Origin of the sequence: Bacillus sp. Y3 (assembly GCF_008123875.1) — a bacterium.
GTDB lineage: Bacteria > Bacillota > Bacilli > Bacillales > Bacillaceae > Bacillus > Bacillus altitudinis.
Genome location: NZ_VSSC01000009.1, coordinates 1 through 24,006 on the forward strand (window position 1 = coordinate 1; position 24,006 = coordinate 24,006).

Sequence of the window (24,006 nt, forward strand, 5' to 3'; positions counted from 1 at the left end):
AACACGCCACCAGATGAGCCGACAACCGAAACAAACATTGATCCAAGAGATCCAAAGCTTGAATCAGAAAAAACATCTGAGATCTCTCAAAAAGCAAAAGGCAATACAAATGAAAAACAAGTTCAGGTAGGCGACACTCTCCTTTACACGATCAAAACAAAAAATAGTGTAGAAGACAGTGTCATCAAAGATTTAGTCATCGCAGATCAACTGCCAGAAGGTCTTGAATACGTCGAAGGGTCATTAAAAGTAGATGGACAAGCTGTCACAGACGCAAAAGATGATGACAACGGAGACTACACAAAAGGCACAGTGACCGGTCAATTTGGTGATATCAAAGACACGGACTGGCATACGGTGACGTTTGAAGCGAAGGTCGCTAAAGGCCAAGCGGATAAAACCATTCAAAACACAGCAAAAGTAACAGGCGAAAACACGCCGCCAGATGAGCCGACAACCGAAACAAACATTGATCCAAGAGATCCAAAGCTTGAATCAGAAAAAACATCAGAAATTTCTCAAAAAGCAGAAGGCAATACAGATGAAAAACAAGTACAGGCAGGCGACACCCTTCTTTACACCATCAAAACAAAAAATAGTGTAGAAGACAGTGTCATCAAAGACTTAGTGATCGCAGATCAACTGCCAGAAGGTCTTGAATATGTCGAAGGATCATTAAAAGTAGATGACCAAGCCGTCACAGATGCAAAAGATGACGACAACGGAGACTACACAAAAGGTACGGTGACCGGTCAATTTGGAGATATCAAAGACACGGACTGGCATACGGTGACGTTTGAAGCGAAGGTCGCGAAAGGATCTGAAGGTAAAACCATTCAAAATATCGCAGTTGTGAAGGGTGATAATGTTGACGAACCAGACAAACCTGAAAACTCGACAACGGTAGTACCGCCGCATGTGCCAGAGGTGCCAGCAAATCCAGAGCAGCCTTCTCATTCAGAACCGGATACACCTGGTCATCATCTTCCGAACACTGCAACAGAGATGTACAACCTTTTACTAGCAGGATTTGCACTTGTACTAATAGGTGCATCCCTTATTGTATGGAAAAGAAGAAAAAGAAACGGATAATCGTCCATGTTTCAAAAAATCATCTCAGCTCTATTGATTACAGCAGGTATTTGTCTTGTGATTGTAGGATATATGAAAATCGTTGATGGACAAAGACAAGTAGATCAATCATTCCAGTCTGCGCAAGCAGCCATCCAGCAAAAGGGGAAAATGGATTCCTCTTTTGTGCCGGAGGCTGGTGAAACCATTGGGCTCTTGCACATTCCAAAGTTAAACGCTGAGTTACCAATTGTAGAAGGAACAGCGGCGGAGGATTTGGCAAAGGGAGTTGGTCATTATCACGAGAGCTATTTTCCTAACGAACAGGGACAAATCGTTTTATCTGGGCATCGTGATACTGTGTTTAGACGAACAGGAGAACTTGTGAAAGGGGATCAACTTGTCATAGAGCTTTCATACGGTCTGTTTACCTATGAAATTGAGAAAACAAAGATTGTGAAAAAAGATGATCAAAGTATTATTACACTACAACAGGAAAAGGAAGAACTTATCCTCACCACATGTTATCCTTTTTCTTTCATTGGTCCTGCGCCAAACAGATATATTATATATGGGAAGCGTATTTAGCCACTGGATCAGCCTGCAGCTCATTCTTTCATTAACCGATTAGAGCGCTTAATCCCTTGATAAACAGGGAATCTTCTATATCATATCTAGAGATGCAGGGGGGGTCAATTTGTTAAATAAAGAAGATGTAAAGTATATAGATAACGTTGGAAGAATTGTCCTGCCGACAGATATAAGAAAACGGTTGAAAATTCACCCACAAGATTTTATTGAAATCTATCAAGAAGAAAGTCACATTGTGATAAAGCCTTATTGGCAGGATAAACCTTGTATCGTTACAGGGCAAGTCACCTGTTCCAATAAGGCGCTGTCAGGCGGTGTAGTTGTCAGCCCAGAGGGAGCGAGATTGCTCCTGCAAGATTTACTAGCGCTGCGGCTGCAAAAAGAGATATAAAAAAGGCTGTTCTCACATGATGAGAACAGCCTTTTTGATCATACTGGATTCAAAATCCGATTTAAGAATTGTTTTGTTCGTTCTTCCTTTGGTCGTTTGAAGATTTCTTCAGGAGGACCTTGTTCGACGATGACGCCGCCATCAATAAAAATCACTTCGTCTGCTACTTCTTGGGCAAACTTGATTTCATGTGTAACAACCGCCATCGTCCAGCCTTCTTTCGCTAAATCCTTCATGACCTTTAAGACTTCTCCGACAAGCTCAGGATCTAGCGCAGAGGTTGGTTCATCAAAAAGCATAAGCTCTGGCTGAATGGCAAGTGCACGGGCAATGCCGACACGCTGCTTTTGACCGCCTGACAGCTGGAAGGGATACAAATCTTTTTTATCCTCAAGTCCTACCTTTTGCAGGAGCTGAATCGCTTCTTTTCGCACCGCTTCTTTCGGACGGCGCTGGACTTGGACTGGACCTTCCATCACATTCTCAAGAACAGTACGATGCGGAAACAGGTGATAATCTTGAAACACCATGCCTGACTTCCGGCGAAGTTTGAGCAAATCAGCTTGTTTATTTTTTTTAGAAAAATCAATCGAGAAATCATCGAAGGTAAAGGAGCCGGCATTTGGAATTTCAAGTGCATTTAAACAGCGAAGCATCGTTGTTTTTCCTGAACCTGATGGACCAAGAATCGCCACAACCTGCCCTTTGTTGATCGTAAAATCAATCGACTTTAAAATCTCATTTTCACCAAAGGATTTGTTTAAGCCTTTGACTGTTAGCATGTCGTTCCCTCCTTACCTTGCGACATATCGATCAAGTCGTTTTTCAATTTGGTGTTGAACGAGCGATAGAATGAAGCAGAATACCCAATAGATTAGGGCTGCTTCCATATAAATAAATAAAATTTGATCCAAGTTCGCCGCAGCAATTTCCTGTGATTTACGGAACATCTCTGCCACGAGGATTTGGGAGGCAAGCGATGTATCTTTCACCAAACTAATGAATGAATTAGATAGTGGCGGAATCGATACACGCACTGCCTGCGGTAAAATCACGCGGACGAGCGTTTTGCGATGGGTCATCCCAATTGAATACCCCGCTTCCCATTGTCCTTTTGGAACAGATAGGACAGATGCACGAATAATTTCCGAAGCATACGCACCTACGTTTAAAGAAAAAGCGATGATAGCACTAGGATATGGATCAAGTGTGATATTAAATGTCGGAAAGAAATAGAAAATAATAAACAATTGCACAAAAAGCGGCGTTCCGCGAACGGCCGACACATAGATGGAGAAAATCCATCTGAGGGCTTTGATTTTAGACATTCTAGCAAGAGCTGTCACAAGCGCGATAAAAAGACCAATAATGAAGGCAATGATGGCAAGGGGGATTGTATAATAAATCCCCTGCATCACCATTGGCCAAAAAGATTGCTGAAGAAGATCCCAAGGAATGACGACTCCTAGGGTATTACTTTGTAACATCTTCACCAAACCATTTCTTAGAAATCTTAGCAAGTGTACCGTCTTTTTTCATTTCTTTTAATGCGCCATTCACTTTGTCAACGACTTCGCCGCTGCCTTTTCTGAAGGCAAAATACGTTTCTTGTGGATCTCCTGTTTCAAATGCAACTTTTAGGTTTTTGTTACCGCTTGTTTTCAAGTAATTCAAGACAGCTAATTTATCATTAAACGTCAAATCAGCACGCCCTTGCTGAATCAATTGAATGGATTGTGCAAGACCTTCAACCCCTTCAATTTTAGCGCCAGCATCTGTAGCTAATTTGTTGTAGTTACTTGTTAATGATTGTGCTGCTTTTTTGCCTTTCACATCAGAAAGTTTCTTGATGTCATTGTTATCTGATTTTGTCACAACAATGGCTTGAGATGTTGTGTATTTGTCAGAGAAATCATATTGATTTTCACGTCCAGTTTTACCAACTTGGTTCGCTACCACATCAAAACGTTTTGAATTCAGACCAGCAAACATGCTATCCCATTGTGTTTCTTTGAATTCTGGTTTTAAGTCAAGACGTTTTGCGACTTCTGTGATGACCTCGACATCATAGCCAGTTAATTTATCTGTTTTTTTGTCATGGAAGGTGAAAGGAGCATATGTACCTTCTGTACCGATGGTTAATACGCCTTTATCCTGAATGGATTTCCAAAGGTCACCTGATTCCTTAGACCCAGATTGTTTATTTGCGCTGTCATTTGCAGCTGATCCACATGCTGTGATCAATGCAACACAAGCGCCTAAAATAATGGCAAAGAACATTTTTTTCATTTTATTCCCCACTTTTCTTGTTGGTATTTACAACATATGATCTTACAGAGAAGCAACCTAAAAGTAAAGCATTTGAAACTAGCTTGAGCGAATCTCACCAACTTTATGCCTTGAACCCAATTCTTTCAAACCTCCATTCTCTACAATGTCTATTTGCTCTTAGTTGTGCGAACATTACTAAAATAAAGACTTTGTAACAGTGACGATAGAAGGAAGCATATTTATTATAAAAGATGTATAATTAGTAGGTTGTTTTGAAAATGGAATAATCACATGGAGACATGTTTTGATAACAGAACATCTTAGAAGAAGGAGGGCATCATTGTGGATGTTGGACAAAATCAGCCCGAACAATTGAAAAGGGCGATGACCTCCCGCCATTTATTTATGATTTCTCTTGGCGGTGTCATTGGGACAGGCTTTTTCCTTGGAACAGGCTATACGATTGGGCAAGCAGGGCCAGTTGGAGCTGTTCTTTCCTATATTGTGGGCGGATTGATTATGTATTTAACCATGCTGTGTCTTGGAGAGCTCTCAGTCGCGCTTCCTGTGTCGGGGTCGTTTCATACGTATGCGACGAAATTTGTGAGTCCTGCAGCAGGATTTGCTGTTGGCTGGATATATTGGCTTGGCTGGGCAGCCACCGTGGCACTGGAATTTTTATCAGCAGGGCAGCTGATGAGACGCTGGCTTCCACAAGTGGATGTGTGGATTTGGTGTCTCATATTTGGGCTGTGTTTGTTCTTATTAAATGCCAGGTCAGCGAAAGCGTTCGGGGAGTCGGAGTTTTTCTTTTCAACCATTAAGATTGTTGCCATCTTACTATTTATTGGCGTAGGCGGAGCGGCGATGTTTGGTTTTATTCAAACGACGAGCGGGGAACCGGCTCCTTACTTTAGTCATTTTGTGAGTGACGGTCTGTTTCCGAATGGCTTGCTGGCCGTTGTCGTCACGATGATCACGGTGAATTTTTCGTTTCAAGGGACGGAGCTGATCGGGATTGCGGCAGGAGAAAGTGAAAATCCAGAGAAAACCGTGCCTCGCTCGATTCATCAGACGGTTTGGCGCACCCTTGTCTTTTTCGTTTTATCTATTTTTGTCTTAGCGGGCATGGTGCCTTGGAAGGAAGCGAGTGTGCTGCAAAGCCCATTTGTCACTGTGTTTGAGAGAACGGGCATTCCTTATGCGGCAGATATCATGAACTTTGTCATTATCATTGCTTTATTATCTGTGGCGAACTCTGGCCTATATGCCTCTACGAGAATGCTGTACTCTTTGTCGAAGGAAGGAATGGCAGGGAAGGCGTTTAGACGAGTCAATCAGCGGGGCATCCCGATGAATGCCTTACTGCTCACTTTCCTGTTTACAGGTATTTCGTTATTATCAGGATTCTTTGCAGAGAAAACCGTTTTTGCTTGGATCGTGTCTATTGCGGGCATGAGTGCCCAAACCGGCTGGATTACGATTACATTATCACAGCTGCTTTTCCGCAGAAGATATTTGAAAGCAGGCGGAAAGCTGGAAAACCTAAAATTTAAAACCCCTCTTTATCCGGTACTGCCGATCATTGCGATCACGCTGAACTCGATTGTGCTAATCAGCCTTGCCTTTGATGCCGAGCAGCGGATTGGGCTGTATGTCGGCGTACCGCTCATGATCATTGGATATGTTGTCTATCACCGCTATGTGAAAAAACATCAGGTGAAAAGTGAACCGCTCCAGTTGCAAATCCACGGAGATGATGAGATTCGGTTTTAATTCAAAAAAAGAAGCCTTCCCATTTGGGAGGCTTCTTTTTCAATTTAATGCACGCCTTTCATCGCTTTCTTAATCAACGGTGTAAGCAGAAGCATAGCGCCACATAAAATGATGGCGAGCATGCCGATGATCCCGAAATAGACGGTTTCTGGCACTTTATCAAACAGCTTGACCACTTGTGCATTAATGGCTTGTGCCATTGCATTTGAAAGGAACCAAAGGCTCATCGTTTGCGCTGAGAAGGCAGCAGGTGCCAGTTTTGTTGTCGCTGACAGCCCAACTGGTGATAAGCAAAGTTCTCCGATGACGACAAGGAAGAAGCTGAGAACGAGCCATAATGGACTAACAAGTGTATTCGGACCAGACATGTAGGCAGGAATGATCATGATGATAAAGGATAATCCTGCGAACAGAAGGCCAAGTGAGAATTTAATCGGGGTAGACGGCTGTTTCTTACCGAGTCTGACCCATAACCAAGCAAATACTGGTGACAAGAGCACAATAAAGATTGGGTTCAATGATTGGAACCAAGAAGAGGCTAATGTCATGCCAAGGAAATTCAAGTTTGTTCGCTGATCTGCATATGTCGCTAAAATATTTGAGCCTTGTTCTTGAATGGCCCAGAACATCACCGCAGCTAGGAACAATGGAATATAAGCGAGTACCCTCGACTGCTCCACTGCACTCGTTTTTTGACTAAAATACATCACAATAAAATAAACAATTGGAATCAGCACACCAAGGACACTGACAAACCAAGTGAATAGATTAATCGTGAGCGCTCCTGTTTGAATGCCGATGACAGCAAAAACAGCAAGTACAATCAAGATCAATGTACCGAAAATTTTGAAGTTCTTGCGTTCAGTAGCTGATAGCGGATTTGTGACATAAGTGCCAGCAAGTCCAAGATTCGGCTTTTTCGTGATGACAAACGTAATCAGTCCAACAAGCATACCAACGGCAGCGAGTGAGAAACCAAGGTGGAAATTCACTTTTTGACCGAGTGTTCCGACAATTAATGGGGCGATAAAACCACCCATGTTGATCCCCATATAGAAAATACTGAATCCAGAATCCCTGCGAGGGTCTGTTTTTGTATACAGGTCACCGACTATGTTTGAGACGTTCGGCTTTAGGAGACCTGTCCCAATAATAATCAGCCCCATACTAATAAAGAGCGCTGTTGCTCCGCTAGGTAGTGCCAAAATGACATGACCAAGCATAATGAATACCCCGCCATAAAAGACCGTACTGGACGAACCAAATACCCGGTCGGCAAGCCATCCGCCAATAATGCCTGACATGTAGACAAGCGCACCATAGACAGACATGATCGAATTAGCGGTTGTCTGGTCGAAGCCAAGACCGCCTTTTGTCACCTCTGTGTACATATAATAAATAAGCAGTGCACGCATGCCATAATAAGAAAAACGCTCCCAAAATTCAGTGAAAAACAGTGTGTAAAGTCCTTTAGGATGTCCAAAAAACCCTTTTTGAGGAACACTTTTAACAATTTTATCGTGGTCAATTGTAGACATGGCATAGATCCTTTCTTAAAAAAAGAGATATGAGAAAAATGATATTCTTGTATAGTTCTTGTGTCAATATAAAACTATTCTAAAACAGGAAAATGTTAGTTAAATAGGCGTAAAGACTCAAAAAGATAAAAAATTCGCTCAAGTGAAAATCGTCGGAAAGTTATTCTAGAAGAATTTATATAAAATTTGAAATATCGTACAAGCAAATCTTTCCCACATGCATAGGATGACAAGAGGACATGTGTAAAAAGGAGGGGTTTTCATTGGGGGATATAAATGAATCTGATCTGAAGAAACCCATTGTCAATGTATTAGACTTTGGCGTGATTGCTGACGGGAAAACGGACTGTACAGCGAAACTGAACGAATGCCTGGAATGGACAAAAGCACAGGGCTACTCCCACGTCTGGCTACCGAGTGGAACGTATCTAATAGATGCGGTGTACAGGGGGGATCAATTTTTTCCTTTTCGTCATGCCGGCATACGAGTGCCAAGTCATATTTGTATTGAGATGGCATCAGATGCCGTTATCAAAGTGAAACCAAATGATTCGTGGGGATATGCAGCCTTTTATATAGGAGAGGTAGAGCATGTGACCATTCGGGGCGGGAGGATTGAAGGCGACCGTGATGAGCATGTGTACAAGGCACTCCCGCCAGAAAGAAAAACACATGAATGGGGCTTCGGGGTGTGTATTGAAGGTGCTTCCCATGTGAATATCGATCGTGTTCAAATCAACAATTGTACGGGAGACGGCATCATTGTCAGTCCGCACGGTTTATTGACCCATATCGAATCGTACTCGCCTGCTTCGTCTATTCATATTTCTGGCTGCACCATCACTGACTCAAGGCGAAACAATATTTCTATTACAGGCTGTGATGGTGTCATTGTGGAAGACTGTTTGCTTGAAAGGGCAGGGGTAAATGGGGTCGAGCCAAAAATGGGCATTGATATTGAAGGATACGGAGAAAATGCGACCAACTTGGAGGAACCGCTGAATATTCAAATTCGAAACAACATAGTCAGAGGCGGCGCAGCCAGCTCTATCTATAATTTCAATGGCTATGGTGTGATCATTGAAGGCAATCAAACGGACAGCAGTATCTCCTATGGCTTCGCCACTGAAATGATCATTGCGAATAATTTGATTCGTGCAGTGGGTGGGGGCGTGACAAAAGCAGGGATTACGAGCTTAGGCGTGCCGCTTGATCAATCGGAAAACAATGTGATCATTATTGGCAATATGATTGAAGGGTTTGAAAAGGGGATTGATGTGAGGGGAGACAGCGTGCACATCACAGGTAATAAAATTAGTCTTTTTGAAGATGCGGCTGTGTCTGTCTATATGGCCAATCGTATTTTAATAGAAGGAAACCATATTGAGTCAGGGACAAACACACGGCTTAGAAGTACATCGCTGCGTATTTATCAATCAGACAGCATTGTTTTTTCAAACAATACCGTCTACTCTGTCATCGATGCGGCGATGGTCAGAGGAACGAATATTCTCATTCAGCATAATCAATTCAAGGAATTCAGCCGAGGGATATGGGTGCAGGAGGGAGAAGCAGGGATCAACGGCAATCACTTTATTCAAGAAGGACATTCACAGCTCGCATCTTCGTATACGATCAGCGTGACAGGAGCTGCAAAGGCTTTCATATGGCAGAATCGTTTTAAGCACTATCAAAACTATGCCGTCTACAGCAATACGACCGCTCCTTTAGAGATTAAAGACAATTCCTTTGAAGAAACGTCCTTATATGTGGTGATGTATATTAAAAATGGCTCACCCCAAATTGGAGATAACCGCTTTTATTTAAATCGTTCGATCGGACAGCCAACAGCCGTTTTTCTTGATGAGGTTGTCTCAGCACGTGTGCTACGGAATAACATCATTAATCTCTCTCCTCAAAAAGCGATTGCCGTCCGCACCGTATCTTCCACTCATTCGGTGATTGCCCATAATGTACTGGAGCGCAGTCAATTGATGACACACTCCACGGACCGGCTCATCGGAAATATTGAAATTGATCCGCCGTAAACGCCTGTAAATCCCTTTTTTTGGAGGTTCAGAAGGCGGTTGACAATCATGTAAAAAGGGCATATAGTAATAATTATTTTTCATTTTTCACAACATTTGCCCTTTTTTTATGGATAAAACCGATTAATTCAATCAGAAAAATGTATCTTGTAAAATAATCACTTGATACAAGGAAGATATAGAAAGGATGAAGAACAAGTGTCACAGCCGAAACGGAAGCTCAAGCTAGGCGTATTCATCGCAGGAACTGGACATCATGTCGCCTCTTGGAGACATCCGAAAGCAGTACCAGACGCAGCCATGAATCTTGATTACTTTAAACAATTAGCGAAAAAGGCCGAGGAAGGGAAGCTGGATTTGCTCTTTTTAGCCGACAGCTTATCAATTAATCATACATCTCATCCAAATGTATTAACGAGATTTGAACCGCTCACCCTGCTTTCTTCGATTGCAGAGTCTACCTCAACAATTGGTTTAGCAGCAACAGCATCAACTACATACAGTGAGCCGTTCCATATTGCGAGACAGTTTGCCTCACTCGATCATTTATCAGGCGGACGAGCAGCATGGAATGTGGTCACATCTTCTATTGAAGAAACAGCGAAAAATTTTAGCGGAGAAGAGCATTTAGCGCACCACAAACGATACGAGCGAGCTGAAGAATTCGTCGATGTCGTCAAAGGTCTGTGGGATTCTTGGGAAGAGGACGCACTTATCAGAAACCAAGAAACAGGAGAATTCTTTGAGTCTAGTAAGCTTCATGAGCTGCAGCACAAAGGTGAATTTTTCTCCGTACGGGGTCCGCTTAACGTATCACGCACCCCTCAAGGACAGCCGGTGATCATTCAAGCAGGGTCTTCTGAAGATGGTCAAAAGCTTGCGGCTAAAACGGCTGAGCTCATTTTCACGGCACAAAACGATCTCGACAAAGCGAAGGAATTTTACCAAAGCTTGAAGGGGAAAGTAGAGGCTGCTGGACGAGCGAGAGAAGATGTCAGCATCATGCCGGGCATCTTCCCAATTATTGCCGAGACAGTAGAAGAGGCAAAAGCGAAGTATGAAGAATTACAAGAGCTGATTGTTCCAGAGATCGGCCTTAGCATTTTACAAAACTACTTAGGGGGTATTGATCTTTCGCAGTATCCACTAGACGAACCGCTTCCAGAGATTGATCCAAGCGCGTCAAATGCCGTGAAAAGCCGCTTTGACCTTGTGATGAATATGGCGAGAAAGGACAACCTGACCATTCGCCAGCTCTACCAATCTGTTGCAGGGTCCCGCGGGCACCATATCTTCATTGGAACACCAGAGCAACTAGCAGATGTGATGGAGACATGGCTCGTTGAAGAAGCAGCCGACGGTTTTAACGTGATGCCGCCATTATTGCCAGAAGGCCTTGATGCCTTCGTAGACCGCGTCGTTCCGATCCTTCAGGAAAGAGGCCTGTTCAAAACAGAATACACAGGACAAACTTTACGAGAAAATCTCGGATTAAAACAGCCAAAAAATCGCTACACGACATAAAGGTGAGGTGACTAACGTTGGGATATACGTTTCGTCTGGCAACTGAGGATGATATAGAAGCGCTGCTTGAACTGACAACAAGAGCCTATGAGCCGATTCGTGAGCTCGGCATTCAGTTCCAAGCAGCACATGCAGATATCGCCCTCGTTCAGAAAAATGTACAAAAGAACCTTTGCTATGTAATGGAAGAAAACGGAGAGCTTCTCTCCACCTTATCACTCCGTATGCCTTGGGGAGAACAGCCAGGACCATTCGGCGTTCCGCATATATGGTGGTTTGCTTCAGAACCAGCGGCAAAAAAAGGCACAGGCTCAGCCTTGCTTGAGTGGGTTGAAACTGAAGTGCTAAGGGACACACTAAAGGTACCATATGTCTCTCTCGGTACAGCTGATAAGCATCCGTGGCTCATGGACATGTATGAGCGTAAAGGCTATGTCAGAGCAGGTGAAAAGGATCTAGGCAAAGGCCATATCACCATTTATTTTAAAAAACAATTACGATCAGATATTACACAACCATAAGAGGAAAGAAGGGTGTACGAACATGAAAAACAAAAAGTGGCTAGTTGTTTTATTTGCGGCAATGCTTGCGGTGTTAGCGGCATGCGGCGGGGGCAATCAGAGTGAAGGAAAAGATGAGAAAGTGCTTAAAGTGGGCGCTACAGGCCAAAGCTATCCATTTGCTTATAAAGAAAACGGCAAACTAGTAGGATTTGATGTCGAAGTCACAGAAGCCATTGCGAAAAAACTAGGCTACAAACTAGACTGGCAGCTGAGTGAATTCAGCGGACTGATGGGCCAGTTGACATCTGGTAAGCTGGATACCGTATCAAACCAAGTTGCGATTACAGATGAGCGTAAACAAACGTTCAACTTTACAGATACGTATGCATACGCAGGAACACAAATCATTGTCAAGAAGGACAACAAGGACATTAAAGGACTTGACGACTTAAAAGGAAAAACGGTGGCGGCTGTTCTTGGCTCAAACCATGCCAAAAACCTAGAGAGCAAAGACCCAGACAAGAAAATCAACATCAAAACATATGAAACACAAGACGGTGTCTTAAATGAAGTTGCAAATGGCCGTGTAGATGCTTACGTCAACGGACGCAGTGTCTTGTTAGCTCAAATTGAAAAAACAGGACTTCCACTCAAAATCGTCGGCAACCCAATCGTATATGAAGAAGTCGGCTACCCATTTGCCAAAGATGAAAAGCACGACAAGCTAAGAGAAGAATTCAATCAAGCGATCAAAGAATTAAGAGAAGACGGAACACTGAAGAAATTGTCTGAGAAATATTTCAAAGACGATGTCACAGTGCCGATTAAAAAATAACAACAGCGGCGGTGAAAAGCAGACATGAATCACATTGATTGGCAGTATATGGTGACGGTTTTTCCAACCTTGATTCAATACTTGCCGATAACGATCTTCATGGCGATTGTCTCCATGGTATTTGCCATTATCATTGGTGTGGTATTCGCGCTTATAACGAAAAACCGGATACCTGTCTTATACCAATTTGCCAAGCTGTATATTTCTTTTTTCAGAGCGGTTCCAACTTTGGTTCAGCTCTTTCTCATTTATTTTGGTCTTCCGCAGCTATTCCCTGCGATGACCTCAATGGATGCCTTAACAGCGGTCATTATCGGTTTAAGTATTAAAAACTCAGCGTACTTAGCAGAAATTTTTAGAGCGGCTCTTAATTCAGTGGATGAAGGGCAGCTTGAGGCCTGTTTATCTGTCGGCATGACAAGATGGCAGTCTTACGTCAGAATTATTTTCCCGCAGGCCGTCAGAAATGCCATTCCAGCGACGGGGAATACCTTTATTGGTCTTTTAAAAGAAACATCGCTTGCCTTTACCATTGGGGTGGCAGAAATGTTTGCGCAAGGAAAAATGATTGCATCGGCCAACTATAAGTACTTTGAAACGTATTTAGCGGTTGGCATTGTGTATTGGGTGCTCACCATCATTTATAGTTTCCTGCAAGACCTATTTGAACGAAAAATCAGCAAACCTTACCGGAATTAAGGAGGTGTGGACATGATCAAGCTCACCAATTTGAAAAAATCATTCGGCGACCTTGTCGTCTTAGACGGAATTAATCTTGACGTGCAAAAAGGGCAGGTTGTGGCCATTATCGGACCTTCTGGCTCCGGTAAATCAACATTGCTGCGCTGTCTAAATCTATTAGAAACGCCAGATGAAGGTACGATTGAAATTGGCGATGCGAAGCTGAATGCGTCTAAATATACACGTAAAGAAGCCCATCACCTGCGTCAGCAAACGGCCATGGTGTTTCAAAACTATAATTTATTCAAAAACAAAACAGCCTTGCAAAACATTACCGAGTCACTGCTTGTGACGAAAAAAATGACAAAACAGCAAGCAAATGAGATCGGCATGGAGCTATTGAAACAAGTAGGGCTAGAACAAAAAGCGGACAGCTATCCGGTTACACTATCCGGCGGTCAGCAGCAGCGAATTGGGATTGCCCGTGCGTTAGCGGTCGATCCACATGCGATTTTGCTGGATGAACCAACGTCAGCACTAGATCCAGAACTTGTCTCAGGTGTGCTTCAAGTGATTAAATCCATTGCCATTCAAGAAACAACGATGATCATCGTGACACATGAAATGGCGTTTGCAAGAGAAGTAGCAGATCATGTGATTTTTATGGCAGATGGTCATATCATTGAGCAGGGAACGCCAACCGAACTATTTGACGAAACGAAGAATGAACGAACAAAACGATTTATCCAAAAAGAAGCAGCGGCTGAAGAAGCATAAGCTGCTTTTTACTCTTTAGAGGGGTGAGTATCAGTGAAATCATTAGGAAATGAAGCTTTAAACAAACGTTTAATTAACATACGCCGAGCGCTTCATGAGCATCCAGAGCTGGCATTTGAAGAGTATGAAACGACAAAAAAACTACGAGGCTGGTTAGAAGAGGAAGGGATCACTGTACTCGATTTTCCAGATCTTCAAACAGGGGTCGTTTGTGAAATCAAAGGAGAACAAGAGGGACCAACGATTGCTCTGAGAGCCGATATTGACGCACTTCCAATTGAAGAAGCATCTGGCGAACCATTTTCTTCAAAGATACAAGGAAAAATGCATGCATGCGGTCATGATTTCCATACCGCTTCGATTTTAGGTGCGGCCGTCCTATTAAACGAACGGAAACATGAGCTCAAGGGAACAGTGCGCATTTTGTTCCAGCCGGCTGAGGAAGTGGCGCAAGGAGCGAAACACGTCATAGAGGCGGGCGTCTTAAATGGAGTGGATGCGATATTTGGTATGCACAATAAACCTAACCTGCCAGTTGGCACCATCGGGATAAGAGAAAAAGCATTAATGGCGAGCGTCGATCGGTTTGAAATTGACATTAAAGGGACGGGTGGTCATGCTGGAATTCCAAATCACACAATTGATCCGATTGCCATCAGCGGTCAGATCACAAGCGCCCTACAGCAAATTGTCAGCCGCCGCATTAGTTCCTTGCATCATGCGGTTGTCAGCATCACACGTATTCAAGGCGGCACATCATGGAATGTGATACCTGATCGCGTCGAGATGGAAGGGACCGTTCGGACGTTTGAACCTGAAGTGAGAGCGATGATTCCAGGTCTCATGAAACAAATCGTGAGCGGTATCGCAGAAGGGTTTGGCGCAAAGGCAGAAGTGAAATGGCATCCGTATTTGCCTTCTGTGATGAATGACGAGCGTTTGACAAAGGTTGTGGAAGAAACAGCAGGAGCGCTTGATCTCGCAGTAGTAGAGGCAGAGCAGTCACCAGGCGGAGAAGACTTTGCTCTTTACCAAGAGCGCATTCCAGGCTTTTTCGTATGGATGGGGACGAGCGGTACCGAGGAGTGGCATCACCCTGCCTTTACGTTAAATGAAGAGGCACTCCCTGTTGCCGCTGCCTTCTTTGCCGAGCTTGCGGTTCGGGCGTTGGAGTCAAGATCATGGAACTAACGAAACAGCTCGCAGAAGCAGTGCTCTCTGCTGATCCGCTGCAAGATCAACAGGCCGTTCAAATGGCTCGAAATGGTCTGTTAGACGCTGCGGCAGCAGCGCTTGCTGCAAAAGAGGATGAAGGGATTCAGAAGCTCATGACGCTCGTGGAACAAGAAGGCGGCGCGGCTCAAATTCCCGTCATTGGACAAGGGAAGAAGGTCAGCCGTCAATCCGCAGCCATGCTAAATGGCTACCTGATTCACGCCCTTGATTATGATGATGTGCATTCTGATGTGAGAGGACACCCAAGTGCGGTGATCATTCCGGCCTTGCTTTCCCAGCTGACCAACGGGGAGGCGTACGGTGATCGATTTCTAGCAGCCTACATTACTGGCGTCGAAGTGATGGCAAGGCTAGGTGAATCCATCGGCAAGTCGCATTATGAGAGGGGCTGGCATAATACCGGAACTCTCGGAGCCATTGCAGCGGTCTGTGCGATTGGTTATTTGAAACAAGTTTCACAGAAAGAGCTGGCGAAAGCGATCGGCTTTGCAGGTGCGCAATCAGCTGGAATGCGAAAGCAGTTTGGGGCTGATATGAAACCATTACAAGCTGGCCTCGCCGCTCAAACCGCCGTATGGTCCATGGATTTAGCTTGCTCAGGTTTTGGCGGGAGTGAATCGCTTCTAGATGGGGAGCTGGGCTTCTTTTCTCTCTATGGGGATCAGAAACTGGCGGAAAGACGTCTGCTAGAGGACTATGGCACTGCATGGCGTATCGTGTCGCCAGGTCTATGGTTTAAAGTGTATCCGTTCTGTTCAGCGGCGCATCATGCAGCCGATGCGATTGAGTCATTAGTACAAGAACACTCTTCCTTACAGGGGAAGATCGAACAGGTCGACGTCATGTTTCCGCCTGGCGGAGATGCCGCACTAACGGAGCGGGCACCTTTGACAGGAGAAGAGGGACGATTTAGTGTCGAGTATGTCATCGCACTAGCGGTGTTTGGACAACCTTTATCACTGGATGCTTTTACGAAAAAAGCCATTTCACCGGAGCTGCGTACATGGATGAAGCGGGTAAATAGAGTATATGATCAAACGATAAAACCCCATCCAGACGCAGTACCAAAAGGGCGATTTACGATTGTAAAGCTCACCTTATCTGACGGGTCCACCATCAGCAAACGAGTCGATATCCCCCGGGGAGCACCAGGCTGTGCATTATCGACAGAAGACATCATACAAAAGTTAAGCAGCGTCACCAGCACATCACAGGCAAAGCAGCTTTTACAGGCGGTTGAAGAGGGGAATGACGCTGCTTATCTGAAGTTGCTCGTGTGATATGAAAAAAGCTCATCTTTGGAGATGAGCTTTTTAAATGTCCTTATTTTTATAAGAGTGAATATACTCTATGACGTCAAAGAAGATATTCCTTCGTCAGGTGAACAATTGATCTTGATCTACAACAATCACATTTAAAAACGACCCTATTCTATGACAGAGGCAAAACGAGTTTTATCTTTTAGGTTTATTTTTAAAGGTATCAAATCGCAAATCGACGAATTTAGTAGTACGTTCAAAGATTTAAATCATTGAAATGAAGGGAGTATGAAATGTTAACTATTCGTCGTATCTATCAAAAAAATTATCCTAAAGGAAAACAAGTATATTATCAATATACATCTGAAAAATACTATGAAATTCATATGGAAACCAGTCACAATGGTTGGAACATCTCCCTTACAGAAGAAGTATTTGAAGCGCCAGTTAAAAAAAATCTAAAAGAGGAGATTTTCGATCCATATAAAGAGGGTTCAGAGGTTTACGTGTCAGAGATGAATTGTGAAGAAACTGGAATTATAGTCATTCAACACATGAAATGGAATAATACATTACTCATTCATGATTTATATGTGGATAAACAATTTAAAAGAAAAGGTATTGGCAGCACTTTCATTAAAATGGCACAAAAACGAGCTCGTGAATTGGGAGTTAGAATGATTGTATTAGAAACCCAATCATCCAATTTTCCAGCTATCCAGTTTTATTTGAAAAATGGCTTTCAACTGATTGGATTAAATGTCAACTCTTATTCAAATGAAGATATAAAGAAAAAGGAAATTCGCATCGAAATGGGGTGCCTTATAGAAAATCACAATTAACTTCGTTAGGGCACACCGCCCTCGATATGCATGTCCAGTTCCAAACTGTTTTATATAGACCATTTATAACGATCAGGAAGCGTGTCATTTCATTCTTTTACTACAGGGGAGACTTCTTCATCTGAAAGAGTGTAAATGACACTGTCCTCATCTAGACTATCCTCTGCAATCCCTTCATTTTTCCATTCTACTATATTAAAAAGAACAATGTGATTCTCCAAAATTTCAGCTCCATCAAAAAGTATGAATAAAAGATGACCAAAGCATGATAAGTTCATGAAATCGTATCAATCCAATTGAGATTTGAGAAGGAACATGTAAAATAAAGCTACATAAAGAAAAACAAAGGCAACAGCGGAGGCTGATGATGAAAATATTAATGATTGAAGATAACCAGAGTGTTTGTACAATGACGGATATGTTTTTTCAACGAGAAGGATTTCAAGCGGAATTCGTCCACGATGGATTAGAAGGATTGAATCGATTTAAGCAAGAGGAGGACTGGGATCTGCTCATTTTAGATGTCATGCTTCCTTCAATGGATGGTCTGACCATTTGTCAAAAAGTACGGCAGATCAGTGATGTTCCGATTATTATGCTGACAGCAAAGGAAACGGAATCTGATCAGGTGCTGGGCTTCGATCTTGGGGCTGATGATTATGTGACAAAACCCTTTAGTCCGCTCACCTTAATGGCAAGAATCAAAGCAGTGAAACGACGTTTTGCTCAAACAACATCTACTCAAGAAGCAGCGAAAGAGGGTGAACGGCTAGAGACCGAACATTTTCAGTTAGATAAAAAAACGAGAGAAGTGTTTCTAGAGGGGAAACGGATCGAAAATTTAACACCAAAGGAATACGATTTGCTGTGCTTTTTTATACAGCATCCTCGGCAAGTATTTTCACGAGAACAATTGCTTGAGCAAATTTGGGGATACCAATTTTATGGTGATGAACGAACGGTTGATGTTCATATTAAACGATTGCGCCAAAAAATCGGAGACGGACCTAAGCCCTTTCTGTATACGGTATGGGGCGTAGGGTATAAGTTCGATGAAGATTAAATATTTTTACCAGTTGCTGATTAGTCACCTTGGGTTATTGCTCATTGCCATCATTATTATCAGCACCTTGATGTCTCATTTTGTGAAAGATATTGCTTATCAAAATAGGGTAGACGAAATGAGTTCGTATGGGAATGAAATTTTGGAGAATTTTAAACAATTGTCGAAAGCCGAGATGAACTTCCGTTTGCGTCCATTTGAAGACATTCTTTCGACGAGACAAATCCGTTTTTTCGTCTTTGATGAAAAAGGGACTGTGCTATCTCAGCAGCAAGAGATGCCGCCGCATGAAGCGTTACTCACAAAAGATTTGTGGGCCAAGCTCGCAAAAGGAGAAGAAATTATTGTCAAGCGAAGTGATTCACGCCGGCTTGATCAAGAAGCATCACTTGTGGCACTTCCTGTCATGGAAGACGGAAAGCTGAAGGGCGGGGTGGTGCTCATAGCTCCTATTCAAGGAGCAGAAGAGCTGATTGCTCAAATGAACCGGTATTTATATATCATCGTGTTTGTGGCATTGACGATTACCTTTATTCTCAGTCTGTTTCTGTCGAAGTTCCATGTGAATCGTATCAAAAAACTGAGAGAGGCAACTGAGAAAATTGCGCATGGTGACTACAACATTCATCTTGAAAACAAACACCTTGATGAAATTGGTACACTAGGTGAGGATTTTAATATGATGGCCAATCGTCTTCAACGGTCAAGAGAGGAAATTGACCGGCTTGAAAAACGGAGACGCCAATTCATTGCGGATGTGTCTCACGAATTGAAAACACCGCTGACGACCATTCGAGGGTTGGTCGAATGGCTGAATACTGCGGATGTGCCGGCAGAAGAGAAAGAGAAATGCTATGCGCTCATCACTGATGAAACAAAACGAATGCTTCGTCTCGTCAATGAAAATATGGATTATGAGAAAATCAGGTCGAATCAAATCACCCTTCAAAAATTTCACTATCCACTCATTGATACGTTTGAAGTGATTAAGGAGCAGCTGAGCCGAATGGCTGAAGAGAAAAACAATCAGCTCATGGTAGAGGTTCACCCTGAACAAAAGGTATACGCAGATTATGACCGGCTCATTCAAATTCTCGTCAACATCACAAAGAACGCCATTCAATTTACAGAAGGCGGCCGTATTTCTTTGAGAGGGAAAGGAGAGAATGGGGAAACGATCATTGAAGTAGAAGACACGGGAATCGGCATTGCACCTGAAGAAGTCAAACACATTTGGGAACGTTTTTATAAAGCGGATATTTCGAGAACGAATACACCATATGGAGAATACGGACTTGGATTGTCGATTGTCAAGCAGCTTGTGGACTTGCATGACGGACAGATTGATTTAAAAAGCGAAAAACATAAGGGAACAACATTTATCATTCGTTTACCGCTACCACAAGAAAAGGGCTAAACTCCGTTTAGCCTCAGCGTGTAGACAAACCCTCGCATTCGGTGTCAGTCCTGCGTGCCGGTGCTCACGAATGTGAAATTCGCTCCGCGCCGGTACTCGTCTTTCCTAGGGCTGCAAAGGTTTTCTATCACGCTGAAAAGAAGAAAAAGGGCTAAACTCGGTTTAGCCCTTTTTGGTGTATCATCACTTATTCTGTTTTGGAAAACGTTAGGCCGATATGAGCAAGTGCCTGCGGTAAATCCTTACGAATGGTGATGTCTTTAAATGAAATATTCGATTGAATCGCATTTAGCGCAAGGTCTTGCTTTATTCCTGTTAAAACAGCTGAAATGCCTAAAAGTCTTAACGTTTGCGCATAGCTGACCAAGTATTGAATGCTTTGTTCATTGAGTCGTTTTGTCCCTGAAACATCAATGACCAAATGAGAGAGCGACAGCCTGTAGCTTTCCTGTAAAATGGTTTCTAAAATATGCTGCGCACGTGTCTCTTCGATATCACCAAGAAGAGGGAGCACGGCGACACCGTCAACAACAGGTACGATCGGTACAGATAATTGCTGAATCTGCCGATTGGCCTGGTCGAGTTCTAAGACGTAACTCAACAAAGATGCCATCGTTTCAAACATATGAACATGCTCTTCTGTAAATTGCTGCGGCCTTAGATCAAGTCCACAAATGGTTCCATAGTTCGTACCATCAGTAAAATCGATGGGAACCCCAATAAATGATCCGCCTTGCAGCTGTTTCGTGACGTCTAAGTTTTTTGAACGCTCGTCCAAGCGGATATCAGGGATCAACAGCGTATCGCGATGATCGACCGCCAGCTTGCAAAATGTCTTCTCGTAAGGATTTTCTTCCCCTTCTTCAAGAAGCTGCTCGTCGTGATTTAGCACCTTCACAATCTGATTGGTGTTTTGATCATTTTTAGCAATAAACAGTGTATTCACATGAATGAATTGACTCATCATGTTTAAAATACTTGTAGAAGCATCATGAAAATTGCGAAACTGTTTTAATAGTTGTTGACGAGGCATGGATTAGGACTCCTTGTAGCTCCGATCAATGTCCGGAACAATAGTTGATTTGTCTCTATCATACAAAATCAAACGAGAAATAGATATACTTTAATGCGCAAATCGTGCGAGATCAAAAAGACTGCCGATCCGGAGATCTGACAGTCTGCTGATTAAATGGAGACAGGCACCGTGGACATAGAGAAAAATTCCTCATATAAGGCTTGAACGGCTTCTTTTTCTTGAGCCGCTTTGACGCCAAACATCATGCTCACCTCTGAAGAGCCTTGGTTGATCATTTCAATATTCACTTTGGCTTTTGACAGCGCTTTTGCCGCTCTTGCTGTTGTACCAACATTATGACGCATCGCTTCTCCTACGACCATAATAAGCGAGAGGTTCCGCTCTAGAACCACTTCATCTGCATCAAGTACAAGCTTTAATCGGTCTAAAAGCTCTTGTTCAATCTGCTGCTCCTCCAGCTGATCCTGTCTTAAAATAATGGTCATATCATCAATGCCAGAAGGCACGTGTTCATACGTAAGTCCATATTCCTCTAACGTTTGCAACACTTTACGTCCAAAGCCCACTTCTCGGTTCATCAAATACTTGGAGATATAAATACTGCAAAATCCATTGTCTGATGCGATTCCCACAACAGGGCCATTCGTATGATCCCGTTGATTTACAATTTTCGTGCCTTTGGCCGTTGGATTATTGGTGTTCTTAATCTGAACAGGAATGCCTGCCCGAAAGGCTGGAATAAGTGCCTCATCATGAAATACAGAAAAACCCGCATAGGACAATTCACGCATTTCACGATATGTCAGCTCTGTGATTTCCTTTGGTTCATGAACGATCGTTGGATTGACGGCGTAGACTGCATCCACATCCGTAAAGTTTTCATACACATCTGCCTTCAGTCCATTTGCCAAAATGGAACCGGTAATGTCTGATCCACTGCGGGAAAAAGTGACGATATCACCCGCTAGACTAAAACCGAAAAAGCCAGGGAACACAATGATGCCAGAGCGTTCTCTTAATTTGTACAAATGATCATACGATTCTGGAAGGACTTGCGCTTGACCAGGCTCGTCGCTGACAAATAGACCGGCTTCTTTTGGATTCACATAGTGCGCTTCGACGCCTTGATGCTGAAAGTAGGCTGCAATCAGCTTTGCGTTATTATCTTCACCGCTTGCTTTAATCGCATCAAGATAACGCTCAGGATGAGAAGAATCAGCCTGTAATAACGTGTTTACATCTTGCCGGATGGTGTCAATAATGTCATGACCTAACCCCAGCTCATCCGCAATCGATGCATATCGCTCGATGACAGCTTCTTGTAAATCGTGTGCTTCACCTAAACGTAAATATTGTTCACCGCAGCTAATTAATAGATCGGTGACCTTCGTATCCGTTGAATGCCGTTTTCCTGGTGCGGAAACAACGACTGCTTTTCGAGCTGGATCTGCTGTGACAATGTCAAATACCTTTTGCAGCTGCTTGCCAGAAGCAAGAGAACTGCCACCAAATTTAACGACCTTCAATGCATACATCTCCTATAGTAAAAATTTTCTCACAAATTGAATAGTTTCTATTATCAACTCTTTTCTTCAAATTATCAAGGTTTTTCTTCTCTGAACGAACAAATGTATTTTTGGGGAAGACGTTATGTGTGCATAGATGAAAAAAGAGCCGGCGATATGCCGAGCTCTTTGTCTTTATGAAGAAGAGGACGAAGAAGATAGCTCCTGCTTCATCACTTTGTTTTTACGTTTTTCTTTTAAGAAGAACGAGAGAACGAGTCCAATGACCGCAATAGCACCAGACACGATAAATGACGTATTCATGCCATGAACGGCTGACTTCATTGGATCGGATAATGCTGCATTGGCAGCAGAGCTGCTCATAATGGAGACAAGCACAGCCGTCCCGATAGAGCCGCCCATTTGTCTCATCGTATTATTCATTGCTGTCCCGTGCGGAATCAAATGCGGTGGTAAAGAGTTAATACCGGCTGTTGTCAGCGGCATCATGATCATTCCAACCCCGATTAAGCGAAGTGTGTAGGCCACTGTAATGAGGGTAATCGATGAATCAAGGCTGAGCATCATAAATGGCAGGGAAGTGACAGCTAATATCGTAAATCCGCCTAGAGCCAGCCCTTTACCGCCTACTTTGTCAAAAATTCGTCCGATAATCGGCGATAGGAATCCCATAAAGAGAGCCCCTGGCAATAAGATCAGCCCTGTATCAAGGGCAGATAACCCTCTGACATTCTGCGTATAGAGCGGCAGAATCGTCTCTGTTCCTATCAGTAAGGCAAAGACGAGCATACCGAGGAAGGTCGTTAAGCTAAAGATCGCAAACTTAAAGACGCCAAACTCAAGCATCGGTCTTTTCAAATTCGACTGACGCAGGATAAAGAAGAACAAGCTCACAGCGCCGACAATGAGTGAAATCAGAACGGTCGCACTCGTCCAACCATACGTTCCGACACTTGAAAATCCGTACAGCAGTCCGCCAAATCCGAAGGAAGACAGGATCACCGATAAGACATCGATACGAGTGTCTCTTTGCTGTGTGACATTTTTCATTAAGAAGAAAGCAAGAATGAGATCAATAATACCGATTGGAAGAACAATATAGAATAAGAACTTCCAGCTAAAGGAATCGACAATCCAGCCGCCAAGTGTTGGTCCAAGCGCCGGTGCGAATGAAATCACTAGTCCGACCATACCCATGGCTTGCCCGCGTTTTTCTTTTGGGAAAATGGTTAAGAAGATCGTTTGCATGAGCGGCATCAAAATCCCTGCGCCAGCTGCCTGCACGATACGTGCTGCAAGTAACACTGGGAAATTAGTGGCGAACGAAGCAAGAATGGTACCTGCTGTAAAAATGCTAAGAGCCGTTAAGACTAAGGAACGGCTTGAAAATTTCTCAATTAAAAAGGCCGTAATTGGGATGAGAATCCCGTTTGTCAGCATAAAGGCTGTGGTCAGCCATTGACCTTTACTGACATCAATATTGAACTCTTCCATGATATGCGGGATCGCTGGAATGAGAAGCGTTTGGTTTAAGATCGCAACGAACGCCCCAACGAGGAAAATCCCAACAATCACAGACCGGTTATACGATGTTGTTGATTGGTTCATATTATCCCTTCTT

The 24,006-nt window shown here is 43.3% G+C and carries 23 protein-coding genes; 15 read left to right on the forward strand and 8 right to left on the reverse strand.

Annotated features, from left to right (window positions below; genetic code table 11):
• From FXF70_RS17005 to FXF70_RS17015, 3 genes are all read left to right on the forward strand, one after another.
• The coding region (locus FXF70_RS17005) for an isopeptide-forming domain-containing fimbrial protein (protein WP_148780812.1) at positions 1-1,092 on the forward strand (1,092 nt) is incomplete at its 5' end.
• 6 nt (positions 1,093-1,098) lie between these two features.
• Positions 1,099-1,659: a class D sortase gene (locus tag FXF70_RS17010; RefSeq protein WP_148780813.1), complete on the forward strand. Its 561-nt coding sequence runs from the start codon at positions 1,099-1,101 to the stop codon at positions 1,657-1,659.
• A 109-nt stretch (positions 1,660-1,768) separates the two neighbouring features.
• Positions 1,769-2,053, forward strand: a complete 285-nt coding sequence (locus tag FXF70_RS17015) for an AbrB/MazE/SpoVT family DNA-binding domain-containing protein (RefSeq protein WP_041508244.1) — start codon at positions 1,769-1,771, stop codon at positions 2,051-2,053.
• A 38-nt stretch (positions 2,054-2,091) separates the two neighbouring features.
• On the opposite strand, the gene FXF70_RS17020 is transcribed toward FXF70_RS17015, so the two are convergent.
• Genes FXF70_RS17020 through tcyA form a run of 3 tightly spaced genes read right to left on the reverse strand, consistent with a single transcriptional unit; the run spans position 2,092 to position 4,342 of the window.
• Positions 2,092-2,835: an amino acid ABC transporter ATP-binding protein gene (locus tag FXF70_RS17020; protein ID WP_007498183.1), complete on the reverse strand. Its 744-nt coding sequence runs from the start codon at positions 2,833-2,835 to the stop codon at positions 2,092-2,094.
• Positions 2,836-2,847: 12 nt separating this feature from the next.
• Positions 2,848-3,540 carry an amino acid ABC transporter permease gene (locus FXF70_RS17025; RefSeq protein ID WP_017366604.1) on the reverse strand — a complete coding sequence of 231 codons (693 nt, stop codon included), beginning with the start codon at positions 3,538-3,540 and terminating at the stop codon, positions 2,848-2,850.
• Positions 3,527-4,342 (reverse strand): cystine ABC transporter substrate-binding lipoprotein TcyA, encoded by an 816-nt coding sequence (gene tcyA / locus FXF70_RS17030; protein ID WP_007498178.1) that lies wholly within the window; start codon positions 4,340-4,342, stop codon positions 3,527-3,529. Before tcyA ends, FXF70_RS17025 begins: the two co-directional genes overlap by 14 nt.
• A gap of 324 nt (positions 4,343-4,666) precedes the next feature.
• Between tcyA and FXF70_RS17035 the strand changes: the two genes are divergently transcribed.
• Entirely contained in the window at positions 4,667-6,100 is a 1,434-nt protein-coding gene (locus tag FXF70_RS17035) for an amino acid permease (protein WP_008347282.1), read from the forward strand.
• Between the two features lie 44 nt (positions 6,101-6,144).
• Here FXF70_RS17035 and FXF70_RS17040 read toward each other — a convergent pair whose 3' ends face one another.
• Positions 6,145-7,638, reverse strand: a complete 1,494-nt coding sequence (locus FXF70_RS17040; RefSeq protein WP_148780814.1) for a peptide MFS transporter — start codon at positions 7,636-7,638, stop codon at positions 6,145-6,147.
• A 263-nt stretch (positions 7,639-7,901) separates the two neighbouring features.
• On the opposite strand from FXF70_RS17040, the gene FXF70_RS17045 reads away from it, so the two are divergent.
• From FXF70_RS17045 to FXF70_RS17085, 9 genes are all read left to right on the forward strand, one after another.
• Complete coding sequence (locus FXF70_RS17045) at positions 7,902-9,686, forward strand: right-handed parallel beta-helix repeat-containing protein (protein ID WP_148780815.1); 1,785 nt, start codon at positions 7,902-7,904, stop codon at positions 9,684-9,686.
• Positions 9,687-9,884: 198 nt separating this feature from the next.
• Positions 9,885-11,210 (forward strand): LLM class flavin-dependent oxidoreductase, encoded by a 1,326-nt coding sequence (locus tag FXF70_RS17050; RefSeq protein ID WP_148780816.1) that lies wholly within the window; start codon positions 9,885-9,887, stop codon positions 11,208-11,210.
• Positions 11,211-11,227: 17 nt separating this feature from the next.
• Positions 11,228-11,731, forward strand: coding sequence for a GNAT family N-acetyltransferase (locus tag FXF70_RS17055; RefSeq protein ID WP_007498165.1), 504 nt, complete (start codon positions 11,228-11,230; stop codon positions 11,729-11,731).
• A 22-nt stretch (positions 11,732-11,753) separates the two neighbouring features.
• Positions 11,754-12,548 carry an amino acid ABC transporter substrate-binding protein gene (locus FXF70_RS17060; protein ID WP_007498164.1) on the forward strand — a complete coding sequence of 265 codons (795 nt, stop codon included), beginning with the start codon at positions 11,754-11,756 and terminating at the stop codon, positions 12,546-12,548.
• Between the two features lie 24 nt (positions 12,549-12,572).
• Entirely contained in the window at positions 12,573-13,247 is a 675-nt protein-coding gene (locus FXF70_RS17065; protein WP_007498163.1) for an amino acid ABC transporter permease, read from the forward strand.
• A 12-nt stretch (positions 13,248-13,259) separates the two neighbouring features.
• On the forward strand, positions 13,260-14,006 hold the full coding sequence (locus tag FXF70_RS17070) for an amino acid ABC transporter ATP-binding protein (protein WP_008347264.1): 747 nt from the start codon (positions 13,260-13,262) through the stop codon (positions 14,004-14,006).
• Positions 14,007-14,039: 33 nt separating this feature from the next.
• Positions 14,040-15,197: an amidohydrolase gene (locus tag FXF70_RS17075; RefSeq protein WP_025206742.1), complete on the forward strand. Its 1,158-nt coding sequence runs from the start codon at positions 14,040-14,042 to the stop codon at positions 15,195-15,197.
• Positions 15,188-16,522 (forward strand): MmgE/PrpD family protein, encoded by a 1,335-nt coding sequence (locus tag FXF70_RS17080; RefSeq protein ID WP_148780817.1) that lies wholly within the window; start codon positions 15,188-15,190, stop codon positions 16,520-16,522. The genes FXF70_RS17075 and FXF70_RS17080 overlap by 10 nt, the downstream gene beginning before the upstream one ends.
• 272 nt (positions 16,523-16,794) lie before the next feature.
• On the forward strand, positions 16,795-17,343 hold the full coding sequence (locus tag FXF70_RS17085; RefSeq protein ID WP_017358525.1) for a GNAT family N-acetyltransferase: 549 nt from the start codon (positions 16,795-16,797) through the stop codon (positions 17,341-17,343).
• 89 nt (positions 17,344-17,432) lie between these two features.
• Here FXF70_RS17085 and FXF70_RS19310 read toward each other — a convergent pair whose 3' ends face one another.
• Complete coding sequence (locus tag FXF70_RS19310; protein WP_255201828.1) at positions 17,433-17,564, reverse strand: hypothetical protein; 132 nt, start codon at positions 17,562-17,564, stop codon at positions 17,433-17,435.
• A 146-nt stretch (positions 17,565-17,710) separates the two neighbouring features.
• On the opposite strand from FXF70_RS19310, the gene FXF70_RS17090 reads away from it, so the two are divergent.
• Positions 17,711-18,406: a response regulator transcription factor gene (locus FXF70_RS17090; protein ID WP_148780818.1), complete on the forward strand. Its 696-nt coding sequence runs from the start codon at positions 17,711-17,713 to the stop codon at positions 18,404-18,406.
• Positions 18,396-19,823, forward strand: a complete 1,428-nt coding sequence (locus FXF70_RS17095; protein ID WP_148780819.1) for a sensor histidine kinase — start codon at positions 18,396-18,398, stop codon at positions 19,821-19,823. Before FXF70_RS17090 ends, FXF70_RS17095 begins: the two co-directional genes overlap by 11 nt.
• A gap of 187 nt (positions 19,824-20,010) precedes the next feature.
• Here FXF70_RS17095 and FXF70_RS17100 read toward each other — a convergent pair whose 3' ends face one another.
• The 3 genes from FXF70_RS17100 to FXF70_RS17110 all read right to left on the reverse strand — a co-directional run bounded on the left by FXF70_RS17100 (position 20,011) and on the right by FXF70_RS17110 (position 23,993).
• Positions 20,011-20,856: a GAF domain-containing protein gene (locus tag FXF70_RS17100; RefSeq protein ID WP_007498153.1), complete on the reverse strand. Its 846-nt coding sequence runs from the start codon at positions 20,854-20,856 to the stop codon at positions 20,011-20,013.
• Between the two features lie 152 nt (positions 20,857-21,008).
• Positions 21,009-22,385 carry an aspartate kinase gene (locus tag FXF70_RS17105; protein WP_008347247.1) on the reverse strand — a complete coding sequence of 459 codons (1,377 nt, stop codon included), beginning with the start codon at positions 22,383-22,385 and terminating at the stop codon, positions 21,009-21,011.
• A gap of 174 nt (positions 22,386-22,559) precedes the next feature.
• Positions 22,560-23,993, reverse strand: coding sequence for an MDR family MFS transporter (locus FXF70_RS17110; protein WP_007498149.1), 1,434 nt, complete (start codon positions 23,991-23,993; stop codon positions 22,560-22,562).
• Positions 23,994-24,006: the final 13 nt, after the last annotated feature.